Genomic DNA, 17,633 nt, shown 5'->3' on the forward strand with positions numbered 1-17,633 from the left:
TTATCCGTCGAGAGTCCGCAATTGATTATGAGAATCTAACAACCGTGAAAAAATTTCCCTCGGACTTTAATTTTAACGATGGTTCTGTGGTTTGGGAAGGGGCCATCCTTGCTAAGCAAACTGATATTTACAAGTTTAGCCTCTACTATGCAGGATATACCAAAGTGTGGCTTAACGATTCATTGGTGGTTCCAGAACGCTGGAGAACTTCCTGGAATCCGAACACGTACAGGTTTTCGTTTCCGCTAACAAAGGGGAAACGCACCAAAATAAGACTGGAGTGGAAGCCCGATGGGGGCGTTTCCTATGTCGGACTTAAAGCACTTTCTTCATCTCCATTGGAGAAAAATGGTAACATATCCTTTTGGTCAGAAATGGGCGATAAAATGGATTATTATTTTGTTGCTGGTAAGGATATGGATGATGTGATCAGTGGTTACCGGACGCTGACTGGAAAGGCGAGTATTATGCCAAAATGGGCTATGGGTTTTTGGCAGAGCCGGGAGCGTTATAAAACACAGGACGAGCTGTTAAACGTGGTGAGCGAATATCGGAAACGTAAGATTCCACTTGACAATATTGTACTTGATTGGAACTATTGGCCTGAATCTGCCTGGGGAAGTCACCAGTTTGACTTGAAAAGGTTTCCGGATGCGAAAGGGATGGTAGATTCGGTACACAAACAGGATGCAAATATCATGATATCGGTGTGGCCTAAATTCTATGTTACAACTGACCATTTTAAACAGTTTAGACAAAAAGGATGGATGTATATGCAAGCGGTGCAAGACAGTGTCCGCGATTGGATCGGACCTGGTTACGTAGGATCTTTCTACGACGCCTATAACCCTGATGCCCAAAAGCTCTTTTGGAAACAGATGAATGAAAACCTGTATGTGAAGGGTTTCGATGCCTGGTGGATGGACGCTTCCGAGCCCAACATCAGGGATTGCACAGATATGGAATACCGGAAGAAACTGTGCGGTCCCACCGCTCTTGGATCTTCTTATAAATACTTTAATGCCTATGCGCTGATGAACGCCAAAGCTATCTATAACGGACAGCGTGAAACGGACAACAATAAGCGGGTATTTCTGTTGACACGGTCAGGTTTTTCCGGATTGCAAAGGTATTCCACTGCTACCTGGAGCGGCGATATCGCATCAAGGTGGGAAGACCTAAAGGCACAGATCCCGGCGGGACTTAACTTTGCTATGTCGGGTATTCCATTCTGGACGATGGATATCGGCGGGTTTTGTGTAGAGAAACGTTACTCAGATGGCCAGCTTGTCTTTGACCAGACAGGCAAGGAAAATACAGATCTAAATGAATGGCGTGAACTGAATTTACGGTGGTTCCAGTTTGGGGCATTCTGTCCGCTGTTCCGCAGTCACGGCCAGTTTCCTTATCGTGAAATCTATAACCTGGCACCAGAAGGCCACCCAGTTTACAAAAGCCTTGTTTATTACGATGAACTGCGTTACCGCCTGATGCCCTACATCTATTCTTTGGCCGGAATGGCGTATCATAAGGATTATACACTGATGAGATCGCTTGCAATGGATTATACCGCTGATAAACACACCTACAGCATAAGCGATCAATTCCTTTTGGGTTCAGGCTTAATGGTTTGTCCCGTTTATAGTTATAAAGCCCGTAGCCGGCCGGGAAGTCTATTTTCCTACCGGAAGCAGTTGGTATGATTTCTATACCGGCAAAAAGATCGAAGGTGGACAAAGGATAAATGTAGAAGCGCCGCTTGAACATATTCCTGTTTTTGTTCCTTCAGGTACCATTTTACCAGTTGGAGAGGTTATGCAATATACTTCTGAAAAGAAAGCTGATGACATTGAGATACGAGTTTACCAGGGTAAAGATGGCAAGTTCAGCTTATATGAAGACGAAGGCACCAACTACAATTACGAAAAGGGTGCTTCTTCCACCATCAATTTTGAATACAACAATACCGATGGAACGCTTGCCATCAGCAGTCGCAAGGGCAGTTACGAGGGGATGTTAACCAATCGGATTTTCCGGATTGTTGCTATTGGTAAAACCACTGCATCAGCTAAAATTGTCCAGTACAGCGGTTCCAGGACAGTTGTGAAAATTTGATAATCAATTTGATAAATAAAATCATAGACAGAAGAATAAAAAATTAATGAATGAAATCAATAATTTTAATTATAGCAGCAGCAGGGGCATCGTTAATGGTTAGTGCTCAACAGAAACAACAGGTTTATCTTGATGTAAACAAACCCATTGAAGAGCGGGTGGAAAATGCACTTTCAGTAATGACTACGGAAGAAAAGGTATCCCTTTGTTATGCACAGTCTAAGTTCAGTTCAAAAGGTGTTCCGCGTTTGGGAATTCCTGAAGTTTGGATGGATGACGGACCACACGGCATTCGTGAGGAAGCTCTTTGGGATGAATGGAGCGGGGCCAACTGGACAAGTGATTCTTGTACGGCTTTTCCAGCACTTACCTGCCTGTCAGCTACATTCAATCCTAAACTGTCCTTGCTTTATGGTAAATCAATTGGAGAAGAAGCCCGGTATCGGAATAAAACCGTATTGCTCGGACCGGGAGTGAACATTTATCGTACCCCCTTGAACGGTCGAAATTTCGAATATATGGGTGAGGATCCCTATCTCAGTTCCCGGATGGTGGTGCCTTATATTCAGGGCGTTCAATCTGAAGGAGTAGCTGCCTGCGTAAAACATTTTGCACTGAACAACCAGGAAGAGTGGCGTGGACATATCAATGTCAATCTTAGTGACCGTGCATTGTACGAAATCTATTTGCCGGCATTCAAGGCAGCTGTTCAGGAAGGGAAAGCATGGTCTATCATGGGGGCTTATAACCAATTGAGAGGTGAGCATTGTTGTCATAGCGACCTGCTTTTGAACAAAATTCTGAAAGGTGGTTGGAAATTTGACGGGGTTGTTATTAGCGACTGGGGCGGCGTTCACAATACAGATCAGGCCGTAAAGAACGGTCTGGATCTCGAAATGGGTACGTATACCAATGGTTTAACCACTAAAGGAAATTTCCCATACTCAGAATACTATCTGGCCAATCCGTTCCTTAAAGGAATTAAAGAAGGAAAGTATGACGTGGCTTTGCTTAACAACAAGGCCCGTCGGATACTCCGCTTAATTTTTCGGACCACCATGAGTGCCGATAGGCCTTTTGGCCGGTTCGTTTCTCCTGAACACAGTGAGGCTGCCCGTAAAATTGCGCAGGAAGGAATTGTACTGTTGAAGAATGAGAATCAATTTTTTCCTGTTCCAGCAGGTAAATTTAAAAAAATTGCTGTCATAGGAGAAAATGCAAGTCGTAGCCTGGTCGTAGGTGGAGGGTCATCCTCACTCAAGGTGGCTTATGAAAATTCGCCATTGGAGGGATTGATCTCAAAATATGGGAAAGATCATATTGTCTATAGTCTTGGCTATGCTTCCGGGCCGTCAGTATATGGACGTGAAGAGCCATCCAAGCTAAATGCTGATTCGTTAACAGCTGCTGCCATCGAAGCTGCAAAGAATGCTGATATCGTATTTTTTATTGGTGGACTGAACAAAAATCACTTTCAGGATTGTGAAGGCGGCGACCGCCGTTCGTTAGACCTTCCTTTTGGCCAGGATAAGCTGATTGATGCGTTGCTGAAAGTAAATAAAAAAACACTGCTATAGTGCTGCTTAGTGGCAATGCGGTGTCCATGCCTTGGATAAATAAAGTGCCTGGGATTGTGCAGGGTTGGTATCTCGGCTCTGAAGCCGGGAATGCATTGGCCGATGTCATTTCGGGTGACGTGAATCCATCAGGTAAACTTCCGTTCTCTTTTCCCAAGAAATTGGAAGATAATGCTGCACATTTCTACGGCAAAATATCCTATCCTGGAGATAGTGTTAACCAATATTACAAGGAAGATATACTCGTAGGGTATCGCTGGTTTGATACTAAAAAAATAACGCCTCAATACGCGTTTGGATTTGGGCTTTCCTATACTAGCTTTGCTTTAGGGCCGCTTTCTACTGATAGATCGACTTATAGTAAGGACGATCTCATCAGGGTCAAATTTACAGTGAAGAATACAGGTCTGCGCTATGGGGCCGAAGTGGCCCAATTGTATGTGCATGATCCTGTATCTACTGTAATGCGCCCGGTTAAAGAACTTAACTTAAAGCATTTGAAAAGGTATTCCTTCAACCTGGAGAAACCAAAATTCTTGAACTGAACGTAAAGATTGCAGATTTTGCTTTTTATGATGAGCAGAAAAAGGATTGGAATGTTGAGGCAGGAGACTTTATACTGCAACTTGGAAATTCATCAGGTCATATTTCCCAAAAACTGAAAATAAAGGTTGAATAGCATTACAAGGAAATTGAAAATTGACGGTCAAAGATATAGATTTAGCAGTGCTGCCTAGCTCATCTCTGGGTATTTCACGGGAAGAGGCTGTTGAGATAACACCACGCTTCCATTTAACCGCAATAAAGGAATTAAATAGTTATCAATGAAGAAGAATATATTATTTACAATATATCACATAAAATGAAGAAAAAAATATTCGTAAGCATTATGGCCTTTTGCATTTCGGTAGGTGTACAGGCACAACAAAAAACTGGTCACCCTGAATTGGTGAAATTTAGTCCCACCGATGAATCTTTAAAGCAGTATAGATATCCGGATTGGTTCCGTGATGCCAAATTTGGTATTTGGTCACATTGGGGGCCTCAGGCAGTTCCAAGGCAGGGTGATTGGTATGCCAGGAGTATGTATATACAGGGTAGTGACCAGAATAAATATCATGTAGCCAATTATGGAGCGCCATCCAAATTTGGGTATAAGGATATTATTCCGCTGTGGAAAGCAGAAAAATGGAACCCTGAACAGTTGATGGCCCTTTATAAGAAAGCAGGTGCCAAATATTTTGTAAGCATGGGCTCGCATCATGATATGTTCTTTTTGTGGAATTCTAAGATCCATAAATGGAACTCGGTAAATATGGGGCCACATAAGGATGTTGTCGGCTTATGGCAGAAAGCAGCAAAAAAAGAAGGTCTCCGTTTCGGCGTTTCTGAGCACTTGGCTGCCAGTTTCAATTGGTTCCAGCCCAGTCATGGGTCAGATAAAACCGGACAGTTTGCCAATGTTCCGTACGATGGCCATGATCCACAATATTCAGATCTGTATCATCTGCCTGCCGATTCAAGCAATATAAAGGAATGGCTTACCAACAATCCGGCATGGCATAAGCAATGGTTAGAGAATGTGACCGAACTCATCGATAACTATCATCCCGACCTGCTTTACTCAGACAGTAAACTTCCTTTTGAAGATTATGGCCGTAAAATGGTTGCACATTATTACAATCAGGATTTAATTAAAAACAAAGGTAAACTGGAAGCCGTTTACACTCCTAAAGAACCTTCCGGTGGCAAGTGGGCGCAGGACGTAGAACGTGGCGTACTGGATTCAATCAGTCCTTTTCCATGGCAGACAGATACATCAATAGGAGACTGGTATTATAGAACAGGGCAAAAATACAAAAGTGCAAACGAAATTGCCCAGCTTTTAATAGATGTGGTGAGTAAAAACGGCAACCTGCTGATCAATGTTGTACAGACCCCGGAAGGTGACCTGGAACCCGATGTGATCAAAATAGTAACGGAAATAATAGAGAATGGACTAAATTGTACGGCGAAGGGATTTACGCTACAAGGCCATGGAAAGTTTATGGCGAGGGGCCCTCTACCATTAAATCAAACCAGAAAAAAGGCGATTTTGGAGGATTAACAGATACCCGAGGATATGAGTCTACAGATATCCGTTACACCACTAAGGGCCGTGATCTTTTTGCATTCTGCTTAAACGTTCCCCAGGGAGATATAAAGATGGAATTATTAGGGCGTAAGTCTAAATACTTAGATAAACCGATTAGCTCGGTTACGCTTCTGGGTAGTAAGGAAAAACTAAACTGGACACAGGACGACGGTTCTCTTGTGATAAAGAAGCCTGTAAATTATCCGGACTGGTCGGTAACTGGGTTTAAAATAGAATTTAAAAAATAACAGTCTAACACTTGATCTTATCCCCCTCAATTACCCACAAATCGAACCATAGTAAATGAATACGCTGGCAGGTTTATTTTGCTCCCCTTTTTTAAGGTGGTGAGATCGATTGTTTGGGTCACGGTTTTATCGGTGGGTTTGCCAACCAATGTTGTTTTTGTTGCTACTATACCATCAATTTTAACTTCACCTAAATCAATGGTTGTATTCACAGAAACAGGTAACAGGTTCACCATTTTTATAATAATGCTATTTGTTTCGCTGTCTTTCACAATGGAATAAGCAATCCGTTTGCGTACTTTTTCTGACTGATCTGTTAAAATCAGATCTGCAGGAATGTATTGATCTCCAGCGTTCTGACCATAGATCTTCTGCACATAATAGCCGGGCGTCGGTTTAACTTCGTCATTATTGAAGTAGATAAGATCCGGATTCCATTGCGTATGACCTTCCTTTGCAATAAGAGGTGCGTAGGAAGCCATGCTTACTACATCGCCGTTGCGCTCCAAGGAAGTTATATATAGGGCCTCCGAAAGTGATGTCTCCCAGTTCGTTCTATTACCACCAGGCAAACTTGCCGCATACTCGCCCAAATAAACCTGGATTTGCTCCGCTCGATCATATTGATCATAAAAATCCTGATTATTGATGAACCAACCGGGCGACTGATAATAATGTTCATCTAGTATTGGCACTTTTAAATCCGATCCGATCTTCCAACCTTCTTCATAATCTGTACCTTCAAAAAATGGTCCTGCCGAGCCAATCACCGTAATTTCTGGATGGGCTTTTTGTAGGGCTTTATAGATCATGGTAAATCGCTCTTTAAAAACTTCGGTAATTTGGTCTTCATTGCCAATTCCTATATATTTTAAGGCAAAAGGTTTTGGGTGACCTGCTTCTGCCCGCTTTTTGCCCCATTTGGTATTTATAGCACCATTGGCATATTCTACCAGATCGATGATATCCTGAATATACTGCGGCATGTCAGACATCGGGATTCCACCTTGTTGGCCACCACCTTCGGTTCCCGAATTCTGACAGGGCACACCGGCTGCAATTACAGGCACTGGCTCGGCGCCAATATCCTCACAGAACTGAAAATATTCGAAATATCCTAAGCCCATAGTTTGGTGATAGCCCCACAAATTGCGGTCTGGTTTACGTGATTCTAATGGTCCAATTGAGTTTTTCCACTTATAAATATTGGCAATACCATCGCCATGCGCCAAACAGCCTCCTGGAAAACGGACAAACTTAGGTTTGATGTTCGCAATTGTAGTAGCCAAATCAGCCCGAAGTCCATTTTTACGGTCCTTATAGGTTTTTTCCGGAAATAAGGAAATCATGTCAAGCCCCAAACTACACACACTATTTACGGTAATTTCAAGCGACACATCTTTGGCATTGGACGATGAGATCAACGAGGTTTTAAGGACTTTCCATGATCCCGAAGAAATAGATAACTTTTTCTGTGCCAACACACCTTGTTTAGTGCTTACTAAATTCACCGTTAGCGAAATGTTTTTGCCCTCGAAAGCTTTTGCAAAAGTTGAAAAATGATAAGTTTCGCCTTTTTTTTTAGCGGTGATCCCGTCAAACCCTGCATTGAAATAAAGACGCCCCTGGTTCATTAACTTTAAGTAGGGCATAATGAGGATTATTTAGGTGGATGCCGTTTAGAGAATCGACTGTAAACGTTGCTTTATCGCCTTTTAGTGACCACGCATATTTACTGTTCCAGTTTTTATCGTCATAGCTCTTATCACTTGGATGATATTCAAAATCACGGTTTTGAATCAGTTCAGCGTAAAGTCCACCGTCTGCGGCATAGTTAATATCTTCAAAGAAGACTCCGGTTAGCAGCTTACTAATCGGCTTTGCAAGTGCCATTTGAGCTGACAATTTTATCTCCAATGGCTTTAAATCTGCAAAACGCTCTGCATCGTCCTTAGTAGTTTCGTTATTGAGTGTATTTTTATATTGGATAAGCTGATGGGCTTTTTTAAGTTCGGCCACTACAGACCAAGGTACACGGTGAACCTGGCCTTCCGTTTTTTGTTCAATATCTGCACTTATTGTGTGGTTTTGGTAGGCTGTGGCGCTTACTTCAGCTACTGGGGTATAGAATTTAAAATCCTTAGTTTCTGTCACGTAGTATTTGCCATCTGCATCTACATAAGTAATTTTATAACTTTCTTTTTGTGTGTTGTAGGTAATAACGGGACGCAATACATTTTTCCCTAACGAGAGATAAGGATAACTTTGCGGGCTCCAGTTAATGAGGTTCTTTGAAGTTGCCGAAGCAAATTGAAGGGTATAGGTATTGATCTGCCAAACGCAAACCCATACTCCATCTTTACCGCGAATCAGATATGGCGAATTCATCTTTTTTTCTGACCCCCATCTCCCATAATCAGACTTTAAGTAGACATGTTCAGCTCCAATGGGCGTCCAGTTTTTTTGATCAGTACTCCAGGCAAAGCGAAGTCCATTGGTATTATAAGTAAAAAGATAAACCGAATCTGGTTCGTTTAGTGGTACTGAACTTGCAAAGGTTACGGCATTTAAACAAAGAAAAAATATGTAGAATAGGAAAAGTTGGCGAAGAAGATATTTGGATTTTCCAACTTCATTCTCACTCACTTCCCGAAAAAAAAAAAGATAAGTCATATTTGGTTCAAGTAATTTGGTGAAACTAAACTAATAAATAAACGTCATAATAACGATTAATTATGATAGAGTTTGATCCAATCCTATTTCCAACTACACTTCTTAGAAACCAGGCGCCTCAAGATAGCGTCTGCATGCAAATATATTTCACCACCTAAATTTAATGCACAACTGTAACCCTTCCTGAAAATCGAACTGTATAAGATGCGAAAATTCGTGACTTTGACCTCCCTAAAAAAAAAAAACAGACCGCTGAAAATTAGAAAAAATAGGGGCAGTTATCTGTGTGGTTTATTAAAGTTATTCTCTGTAATTTTGACTAGATGAAATTACTTCAGCATGGGTGAAATAGAAAAACCGAGTACTCTTTTTAAGCAAATTACTGAAATTGTAACTCATGCAAAGCAAAAGGCATATCAGAGTAGCAATGCCATTTTTAGAAAAATGTACTGGCAAATTGGACATCTTATTGTTGAAGATGAGCAGGATGGTAATGCTAAGGCTGCATATGGAAAAGCTGTATTAAAAAACTTGGCTCAACTGCTTACACTGGAATTTGGAAAAGGTTTTGATGAAAGTAACTTAAGAAATATTCGACAGTTTTATTTAGCCTTTCCAAAACGTGACGCAGTGCGTCACGAATTAAGTTGGACGCATTATAGAATTATAAGTCGTTTAGAAACAGAAACTCTGAGAAATCAATATGTGATGTATGCAGTTGAAGCAGGTTGGAATACACGTACCTTACAACGCAATATTGCATCACAGTATATTGGTCGGGTATTAGATACGAGTAGGCAAGAAGCTCCTAGAGCTGAACAATTAATAAAAGATCCTTATATATTTGAATTTTTGGGCTTGCCTATAGATGTAAAGACATCAGAAAATAAAATAGAAACAGCATTGATTAATCACCTACAGCAATTTTTAATGGAATTGGAAAGGGGTTTGCTTTTGTAGCAAGACAACAACATATTGTTACTGATACTTCTGACTTTTTTATTGATTTGGTTTTTTACAACTATTACTTGAAGTGCTTTGTGCTGATTGATCTGAAAACTGATGAACTAACTCATGGTGCAATTGGACAGATGGATATGTATGTCAGGATGTATAATGATTTGAAGAAAGGTGAGGATGACAATCCAACCATTGGCATGATACTTTGCACAGAGAAAGATGAAACAATTGTTAAATATTCCATTCTAGCAGAAAATGAAAAATTATTTGCAAGTAAGTATCGTTTATACCTGCCGAATGAAGATGAGCTGAAAGAATTAATAGAACAAGATAGAATAAGATTTGACCTTGATAATGACATAGAAAGATAGGTCTGGATTTTTGGGATCAGTGCATTTTGTCCGAATTATAAAAAATGAATTAGCTTTTTTGCATTAATGATAGTCAATATTTCATCGGATTGATTTTCTCTCCATAAAAACTCGCTTCTATTTTTAGCAAAAATAGAAACGAGTTTTCCACAACAAGCGTAGTCTTTTACATGACAAATGTCTGTTTCTTATTTGTTTCTTTGTTGTTTTTTTAATGCGTTGAATTACAGCTGTTTGTGTTTGTTGTATCGGAAAGTAAAGTGTCTAAGTAAAGGAAGCTAAAATCCAATAAAAAGCAGTTTAAATATAATTAAGCTGCTTTTTTATTTATTGATATTTTCCTTTGATAATCTAACAATAGAGTCAAAAAGAATTATTACTTCGATAACAAAATCATTAAAATTGCCAAACCAGTAAAAAGACGGTTTGTTTTTTGTTTTGGGATAATTTCATCAATCAGTTTTTGAATGTATATGGCTGTTGATAAGCCTAGTTTAGATTGTACTATAAATCAATCTTAAGAATCTTGAAAAATGGCCCATTATTCTACGTTACCATCAGAAAAATTGATAGCTATTAAAAAAGCCGGCTATTTGAAAAATAGCCGTTTGTAGATTTTCCATGGACTTATTCTCCGAAGTTTTTCATCTCAGTGAGGTTAGGAACGTAGATTAAATAGTCATTGCCTTTGATAATTCTTTCCAGCCCTGTATCGTCTATTTTTAATTTCTTTTTATAAATGGCTTCCTGTAAAGGTCTTAAATCGTAACTATACCACTGGTCATCTTTTATGACTGTTAAAAATGGTTTATATTGCTCTAAATCTGCCAATGTCTTACCTTCATCTTTTCCCATGATCATCAGGTGTAATGATTTTCTGTAATGTCCATCTTCAATATTGGAAATCAGGTTGCCGATATCATATACTTGCAATAAGCTCTCGCCTTTAGGGGTATGGCCCGCACCAAATTTGAAAAGATTCTTTTTGTTTTCCCATTCAGGTAGTTTTTGAAGCACTAAGTGCTTTAATAATTGAACCCTTAATCTGTGTTTTCGATTTAAATATAATTCCCTGCTTGATTTTAGTGCTTCCAGCTGCTCTTTTTCATTAGCTGCTGATAAATTTAGGGCAGCCAATGTGTTTAGTTTTGTTAAAAAATCTTCCGTCAATAAATAGAATTCGGTGTCTTTTTTTCGGTCAAAAGCCTTGGAATCATCCATCATTTGCTTATAAATCTCTTTTGCTTTAGCATTTTTGGAGTGTTTATTCAATTCAGAAATGATGACCCGATCCGAGAATATACTGATTTGCTCAATTCCGTAAGGTTTTATATGGTGCTTAAGGGTGTTGAAAAAAAAAAATCAAATTCTACCTCCTGACTTAAAAATGAAAAATTCGAATTGTGACCATAGTCAGCGATGAATTGCTTTAGTGCTGGAGGTGATAAGGTATTGATTTTTTCTTCTAATATTTTTACGAGATACGGATCCACTTCCTGGAAATAGTTGTCAAACTTAATGCTGTTGATGGTGGCGTTCATAAAGTAAGGAATTTCATTTCGAAAATGATATTCACCAACTACAACAGAATTGCTGTTGGTCATTTGCTCCTGTAAGGTCGTCCAGCCTTTACCTGTAAAAGAATTATTCTTGTCTTTTTGAAAAGTAGTATAGTTTTTTTGGATTAAACTATCTAATAGTGTGTTTTGTGCGTAACCGAAATTTGCAATAAATAAGGATAGAAAGAGTAGTTTGGTTTTCTTCATTTGGTTTTTTTTTTAATAAAGATATAATTAAACAGTAAAATAAAATATATCTTTTAGGATACATTTCTTAATGTCTTGTAAATGAAAAGAATCCACATCCGAAGCTCTGTTATTCCATATCGGAGGCTCAAGAGGCGCTCAATTTTTCTGAGCGAGCGTTGTGAGATCTGCCGAAACGTAATAATATCCCTAAACATCGAGACGGCAAGTTTAGCTATGTTTTGAAGTCTGATCTAAATAAATTTTCTAACCAAAACGATTAAATTACGGCTAAATTGAATACCTCCGCTCATGCGCTTAAATATGAGTAATGATTAAAAAGAGTTAGGACTGATTATAATGGTTTTTTTTTAATGGTTCTCCAAAATTTGTTGTACAAAATTAATCCATTTGTATTGTGGGATACTTTTGTCAATATAATAATCTGGTTGTAATCCAACGTTATCTATCATGAAATCTGAAATTCTAAAACTTTTGGATAGGGAATATCCTAATTCAAATTCTTTACAGGGAGACATAACAAATGCCATATTAGAGATATCCAAAGCACCAAAAGTATAGCACCAAATAGTTTTACCTTTTTACTCTGTTTGGCTTCTAGTAAAAATTGTTCGGCAGTGCTTGCATTATTTTCATTGATCATGATGGCGACATTACTCGGGTAGGGGATGATTTTTTTATAAGAAGCATCTGCGCCACCGCCATTATTTCTAATATCAATTATAAGATTGGGTGTAGAAGTAATCAAAGCGTCATTGGCTTGTAGTATGCTGTCAATCTTTTTTCTTTGTGAAAGATTAAAATCAGGAACACGTAGATAAAGAGTTGTAGGCGATATGTTTTGTATATAGGAGACCTTGGTATTTAAATATGCGACATAATCCTTTATTTCCTAACGTTCTTCATATTTTTGGCTCACTCTTTTCATATTCAAATAGCCAGGATACTTTTGAAGGGATATTTTCTTTTGATAGAAATAATACGAAGGTGGTTTTTGAATCAGAACTAGAATCGCAAGGTCTTTCTGAAACTATGATATTTACTCGTGCTACCCGTATGATGGAAGAAAAGCTTTTGAAGAAATGAGAAAAGCCATAGGTACTGTATGAGTCATATTCAAAAACACTAGTTATATAACCACAGTACCTAAGACATCTCTGTTGCCCATTAAGTGGAATTATTTATTCCATTCAATATTATTTTCCGCCCATTGTTTTGCAGACGTAGTTTCAATCGAATTTTGAAAGTTGAAAGTTTTCTGAAGCTCCCAGGATACACCACGGCCATCTCCAAAAATAGATCTGTATTTTTTTACAAAATTTGTCGGGTCATTTTTTAAATAAATCATTTTTCAACTCGTCAACATCAGAGACCGTACGCTCAAATTTCTCTCCCGATAATGAATCTATTACATCAGCAAATTGTCCATAAGTAATGGTATCCCCACTGATATAAACTATAGTATTTTTTATTTGTGGTTCTGCAAAAAAGATTGCTGCAGTCAGATTGCCGATGTCCTCTGGTGTGGTAACGGTTACGGTAGTATCTGGACTACCCAATGCATTTACGGTTTTTTTTTTATCAAAATCTACCAAGCCAAACGATTTTTCGAAGAGATAGCTGGTAAACATACCTGTTGAAATAATGACCCATTCTGTATTGTTCTGTGATCTGAGAAGCTTACGTACGTCGAGCTGTTCATCGAATAAGTCTTGTGCACTACCACGACCAATAACCTCAAAGTCTACACCAAATTGCCATGGGAAGTAACGCTTTACTCCAGCATCAAGTACTGCAGTGGCAAGTTTTAATTGAAATCCGCCTGCTCCACTACCATATCCAGTACATGAAATGACAACATCAAAGTTTTTGAAAATAGATATCAAATCTGAAGATGGGGCGGAGAGATCAGCGGCGAGTAAAGATGCTCCGAGTGACCTGATTTCATCTACATTTCTTTTTTTTTTTTCTTCATCGTCGGATTCGATTGTTGTATCACGAAGCAATACGGTGACTTTGACATTATTACGTTTTTTTTTGACTCTTGCGCTATATTGCGGATTACGGGCATGCCCAGTTCTCCAGCTCCTAAAATTAGGATTGATTTATTTTCCATATCCATTAAATATATTTTCCAAAATGACGTTCTTTGTATAATTAGTTGCACTAACGGCGTTTTTGTTTGGACAAATTTAGAATAGCTATATCTCAGGAAAGATAAGGCACCTTTTGGTTTGTAAGTTACCTGCAGGTTAGTTTATTGATTATAAGTTTATTAAATTTTCACAGGAATTTTTATTTTACATTACAAATACTTATCAATTTTTTATTGACCAGCTATATTATGATGAAATTGGGTAATGGACTGTCGCTTAGATTTTTTGTGCCCACAATCTACAGATTGATTTCCGTTAATATGACTTGTTGATTTGAGATAGATAGGGCTGGATGTCAGATACATTATAAAAATAAAGACATGGAAAAACTTGTTACCGATGAGAAGCTTGTAAAAGCCTGGGACGATATCTGTAAGGTTTTAAACAAAGATCATGATAATCTGAAAAGTGACATATTAAACCATGTTGGAAATAAATGGTCATTATTTATCATACATGCCTTGGGTATCGATGGGCGTATGAGATTCTCTGCATTACAAAACCACATCAATGGTATCAGTCAGAAAATGTTAACTAAATGTCTCCGTGAATTGGAGCGGGATGGGTTAGTATCCAGAAGTGTTTATCCTGAAGTACCTCCAAGAGTTGAATATGCATTAACCAATCTCGGTATTGGTTTATTGGAACAGGTAACCCCACTTTGGTTATGGATTGCCAATAACATTGTTCAATTTAAAGATTCCGAGCAAATTATACACATACTACTCCTGTTGAACCATAACATATTTCGCTAAGCGGCTAATTACAAGGTAAGTCATCAACAAGGTATTTCAGGATGTAAAAGTAAAGATTCAATGTCAGGCCATTATCTTTTCGTATGGGGCCATCATCAAATGATATATTATGCCCTGTTCTTCTTGTAATCGCTTGGTTTACATCCATATTTTGCTTTAAACACTGTTGAGAAGTAGTTTGGAGTAGAAAATCCAACCATATAGGTGATCTCTGAAATGGAATAATTCTCATTAATTAAAAGATATTGAGCCTTCTTTAACCTGCGATTTAAAATGTAATCAGTAATGTTGCAGTCCAGTAAAGCCTTTACTTTTCGATAAAGTTGCACTCTGGATACACCAATAGCCCTGGCAAGATCATCTACACTGAAATTCTCATTTCCAAGATTCTGTTCCACAATACCAGAAAAGTCATTGATAAACTTCTTATCAAGTGTTTTAGAAATAGAAGTTTAGCAGAAGAGCTGATGTCACTGGTGTAATGTGCCTTTAACAGCACCCGGTTTTTGAGCAGGTTGTTCACACAAGCCAGTAGATAATCAAAATTAAAAGGCTTGACAACATAAGCATCTGCCATACTTTCTATTCCCTGAATTTGTTGTTCTAAACTACTTTTAGCCGTCAATAAAATGATTGGAATATGAGAAGTTCTGACATCCGATTTAAGTTTGTTAGTTAATTCAGTACCTGGCATTCCTGGTAAAATCACATCAGAGATGATCAGATCCGGAACTTGTTCATAGGCAGATGTTATACCACTGCTGCCGTTATTTGCAGTAAATACCTCGTATCGTTCACTAAATTTATGGCTCAGGTAATTCAGCAGATCAGTATTATCTTCAATGATGAGTATCGATTGATCTTTAAATGGACTGAAAGAATCTTTTGTCTGTATTTCTACCGGTTCATCAAGATCCGTTGTATAGATCCTGGCCTGTTCATAAAGCTCTTCTTTATCCAGAGCCTCTTTCTTTTTCTCCAGTTCAGTAAAGTGCGCTTCGCCGGTAAAAAGTTTTAAAGAAAAAGTAGTGCCCTGCCATTTTTGGCTGTGTACCTCAATATCTCCATGGTGCAGGTGCATTAATTCTTTGGAAAGGGATAATCCTAGTCCTGAACCTTTTGCTGCATTGATCCCGGATTGATAGAAACGCTCAAATACATGATCCTCTTCTTCAGCAGTCATTCCACTTCCATTGTCTTTTACGTCTACATACACATTTTTATCCTCTTTTCTTATGGAAATATGAATCATCCCATTTGTACTGGTAAATTTTAATGCGTTTGACAGCAGATTGAAAATTACTTTATCCAGCATATTCGCATCAAACCAGATGATTAAGTTCTGTTCTTTAGTGATCAGACGTAGGTCTATATTGCGTTTTTTAGCATTGTGCTGAAAACTTTCCATAATATCCGTAATAAACTCTATCAGGTTATTCGGAGATGATTTGATCTTCATTTTATCATGCTCAATCTTTCGATATTCAATCAATTGGTTAATTAATCTCAGCAATCTGAATACATTTTTATGAATCAGTTTCAGATTCTTTCCGGCCGTTACTTTTAATTTCTCATTTTGCAGCAGATCTTCAAGGGGAGAAAGAATAAGAGTCAATGGCGTCCGGAATTCGTGTGACATATTAGTAAAGAAATTGAGCTTGGCCTCAGTTGCAATTTCAGCTTTGGCCGACATTTCAATCAGCTGGTTACGTTGTTTTAATATTTCCTGGTTATTTGCTTCCAGGTTCTTATTGCTCTTGCGGTTTTCCAGTAAAAAGTAAAAAGCAAGGCCACCAAATACCACGGCCAGTACAAGTGTGATGACTGTAACGTTTAATACAGTTTGCTGGTTATTAAACAAAGACTTTTGTTCTTCCAGTAAATTTTGCTGCCGTTCAATGTCTTTTTGCTGACTGCTGATCTTATTCCATTGTAATTTCATCAACTGCACATAGTAGCGTCAATTACCAAAGATTGCAGGATGTTCTCCTTCGAAAAGGCTTCTTTATTCAAGATCTTAAAGGCAGTCTGAATGGCTTCTTTACCGCCAGTAGGGTAAAGTACACTGGCATCAAGAACCTGGTTGGCTACCATTTCAAGGCCCCCGCCAGTACCAGGTAATGCGTCTATACCTATAATTTTGATAGAGCGGGTTGATTTTAGCTGGTTTAAGACCTCCCTTGCTCCGGATCCCATCATATCATTATGTGCAAAAATAACATCAGTATGAGTTAAAACTGCGCCAACTTTTAGTAACTGTTTCTTTGCATTTTCCTTCAGCCAGTCGCCGTAAATTTCGGTTTTGACTTGTAAGTCGGGATGTTTTTTTAATCCATCCATGAAACCTTTCTGTCTTTCAATCGTAGGAGAAGAGCCGGGAAGCCCCATGATTTCTAAGAGATTACCTTTACCCTTGAGCATCGTCCCAGCGTATTCGCCAGCCATTTACCGATTTGATAGTTGTCTGCGCCAACATATGCTGTATAAGAACCAGAAGAGATTTTACGATCAATAACAATTACCGGTATACCTTTATTATAGATTTGGTCTACAATGGGAGTGAGCGGGTTTGCTTCATTGGGCGAGATAATAAGCATATCAACGCCTTGTTCCAGCATTTGCTTAACCTGAGCAATTTGTTTTTTACTGTTATTGTTGGCATCAGTATAGATCAATTTTGCCCCTGGATGCAATGATAATTCCATTTTCATCTCTTCGAGCATAGTTTTACGCCATAGATCAGAACCCACACATTGTGAAAAGCCAATTATGTATGCAGGATCTTGTTTTTTTTCACTGCAACCCAGTATAATACTGCTGAACAGGAATAATAAGATAAACTTGAGATAAGAGGAAAAAGACATATACAGGTGGGCTA

Annotated in this window: 17 protein-coding genes and 2 pseudogenes; 9 read left to right on the top strand and 10 right to left on the bottom strand. The window is 38.6% G+C overall.

The features are described from left to right. Positions 1-2: 2 nt before the first annotated feature. The 7 genes from ACWYN3_RS02015 (at position 3) to ACWYN3_RS02045 (ending at position 6,074) form a co-directional block, all read left to right on the top strand. Positions 3-1,703, top strand: coding sequence for a TIM-barrel domain-containing protein (locus tag ACWYN3_RS02015; protein ID WP_456222844.1), 1,701 nt, complete (start codon positions 3-5; stop codon positions 1,701-1,703). A gap of 112 nt (positions 1,704-1,815) precedes the next feature. Beyond that, positions 1,816-2,115 carry a DUF5110 domain-containing protein gene (locus ACWYN3_RS02020; protein WP_456219637.1) on the top strand — a complete coding sequence of 100 codons (300 nt, stop codon included), beginning with the start codon at positions 1,816-1,818 and terminating at the stop codon, positions 2,113-2,115. Between the two features lie 50 nt (positions 2,116-2,165). Continuing rightward, positions 2,166-3,692, top strand: coding sequence for a glycoside hydrolase family 3 protein (locus ACWYN3_RS02025; RefSeq protein WP_456219638.1), 1,527 nt, complete (start codon positions 2,166-2,168; stop codon positions 3,690-3,692). Between the two features lie 26 nt (positions 3,693-3,718). Further along, the gene (locus tag ACWYN3_RS02030) at positions 3,719-4,237 is read left to right on the top strand and encodes a glycoside hydrolase family 3 C-terminal domain-containing protein (protein ID WP_456219639.1); all 519 of its coding nucleotides are present in this window, start codon (positions 3,719-3,721) and stop codon (positions 4,235-4,237) included. Beyond that, complete coding sequence (locus ACWYN3_RS02035; protein WP_456222845.1) at positions 4,234-4,371, top strand: fibronectin type III-like domain-contianing protein; 138 nt, start codon at positions 4,234-4,236, stop codon at positions 4,369-4,371. The genes ACWYN3_RS02030 and ACWYN3_RS02035 overlap by 4 nt, the downstream gene beginning before the upstream one ends. A gap of 183 nt (positions 4,372-4,554) precedes the next feature. Next, complete coding sequence (locus ACWYN3_RS02040; RefSeq protein ID WP_456219640.1) at positions 4,555-5,799, top strand: alpha-L-fucosidase; 1,245 nt, start codon at positions 4,555-4,557, stop codon at positions 5,797-5,799. Further along, the gene (locus tag ACWYN3_RS02045) at positions 5,697-6,074 is read left to right on the top strand and encodes an alpha-L-fucosidase C-terminal domain-containing protein (RefSeq protein WP_456219641.1); all 378 of its coding nucleotides are present in this window, start codon (positions 5,697-5,699) and stop codon (positions 6,072-6,074) included. Before ACWYN3_RS02040 ends, ACWYN3_RS02045 begins: the two co-directional genes overlap by 103 nt. A 26-nt stretch (positions 6,075-6,100) precedes the next feature. On the opposite strand, the gene ACWYN3_RS02050 is transcribed toward ACWYN3_RS02045, so the two are convergent. Together ACWYN3_RS02050 and ACWYN3_RS02055 are read right to left on the bottom strand one after the other, a co-directional pair. After that, positions 6,101-7,726, bottom strand: coding sequence for an alpha-L-arabinofuranosidase C-terminal domain-containing protein (locus ACWYN3_RS02050; protein WP_456219642.1), 1,626 nt, complete (start codon positions 7,724-7,726; stop codon positions 6,101-6,103). Beyond that, entirely contained in the window at positions 7,671-8,747 is a 1,077-nt protein-coding gene (locus ACWYN3_RS02055) for a hypothetical protein (RefSeq protein WP_456219643.1), read from the bottom strand. Before ACWYN3_RS02055 ends, ACWYN3_RS02050 begins: the two co-directional genes overlap by 56 nt. Positions 8,748-9,086: 339 nt before the next feature. Here ACWYN3_RS02055 and ACWYN3_RS02060 point away from each other — a divergent pair. After that, a pseudogene (locus ACWYN3_RS02060) lies at positions 9,087-10,078 on the top strand (PDDEXK nuclease domain-containing protein). Positions 10,079-10,705: 627 nt separating this feature from the next. On the opposite strand, the gene ACWYN3_RS02065 reads toward ACWYN3_RS02060, so the two are convergent. From ACWYN3_RS02065 to ACWYN3_RS02085, 5 genes are all read right to left on the bottom strand, one after another. Continuing rightward, on the bottom strand, positions 10,706-11,350 hold the full coding sequence (locus tag ACWYN3_RS02065) for a hypothetical protein (RefSeq protein ID WP_456219644.1): 645 nt from the start codon (positions 11,348-11,350) through the stop codon (positions 10,706-10,708). A 56-nt stretch (positions 11,351-11,406) separates the two neighbouring features. After that, on the bottom strand, positions 11,407-11,844 hold the full coding sequence (locus ACWYN3_RS02070) for a hypothetical protein (protein WP_456219645.1): 438 nt from the start codon (positions 11,842-11,844) through the stop codon (positions 11,407-11,409). A 490-nt stretch (positions 11,845-12,334) separates the two neighbouring features. Further along, positions 12,335-12,733 (bottom strand): S41 family peptidase, encoded by a 399-nt coding sequence (locus tag ACWYN3_RS02075; RefSeq protein WP_456222846.1) that lies wholly within the window; start codon positions 12,731-12,733, stop codon positions 12,335-12,337. 288 nt (positions 12,734-13,021) lie between these two features. Further along, positions 13,022-13,192: a hypothetical protein gene (locus ACWYN3_RS02080; protein WP_456219646.1), complete on the bottom strand. Its 171-nt coding sequence runs from the start codon at positions 13,190-13,192 to the stop codon at positions 13,022-13,024. Next, positions 13,173-13,949, bottom strand: a complete 777-nt coding sequence (locus tag ACWYN3_RS02085) for an aromatic alcohol reductase (RefSeq protein WP_456222847.1) — start codon at positions 13,947-13,949, stop codon at positions 13,173-13,175. Before ACWYN3_RS02085 ends, ACWYN3_RS02080 begins: the two co-directional genes overlap by 20 nt. Positions 13,950-14,320: 371 nt before the next feature. On the opposite strand from ACWYN3_RS02085, the gene ACWYN3_RS02090 reads away from it, so the two are divergent. Further along, positions 14,321-14,755 carry a winged helix-turn-helix transcriptional regulator gene (locus ACWYN3_RS02090; RefSeq protein ID WP_456219647.1) on the top strand — a complete coding sequence of 145 codons (435 nt, stop codon included), beginning with the start codon at positions 14,321-14,323 and terminating at the stop codon, positions 14,753-14,755. 107 nt (positions 14,756-14,862) lie between these two features. Here the strand turns inward: ACWYN3_RS02090 and ACWYN3_RS02095 are convergent, their stop codons facing one another. The 3 genes and pseudogenes from ACWYN3_RS02095 to ACWYN3_RS02105 form a co-directional block, all read right to left on the bottom strand. Further along, positions 14,863-15,153 carry a helix-turn-helix domain-containing protein gene (locus tag ACWYN3_RS02095; RefSeq protein ID WP_456219648.1) on the bottom strand — a complete coding sequence of 97 codons (291 nt, stop codon included), beginning with the start codon at positions 15,151-15,153 and terminating at the stop codon, positions 14,863-14,865. Further along, positions 15,117-16,697 carry an ATP-binding response regulator gene (locus ACWYN3_RS02100; protein ID WP_456219649.1) on the bottom strand — a complete coding sequence of 527 codons (1,581 nt, stop codon included), beginning with the start codon at positions 16,695-16,697 and terminating at the stop codon, positions 15,117-15,119. Before ACWYN3_RS02100 ends, ACWYN3_RS02095 begins: the two co-directional genes overlap by 37 nt. Next, a pseudogene (locus ACWYN3_RS02105) lies at positions 16,697-17,619 on the bottom strand (substrate-binding domain-containing protein). Before ACWYN3_RS02105 ends, ACWYN3_RS02100 begins: the two are co-directional and overlap by 1 nt. Between the last annotated feature and the right edge of the window lie 14 nt (positions 17,620-17,633).

The sequence above is a fragment of the Pedobacter sp. NJ-S-72 genome, assembly GCF_053890575.1.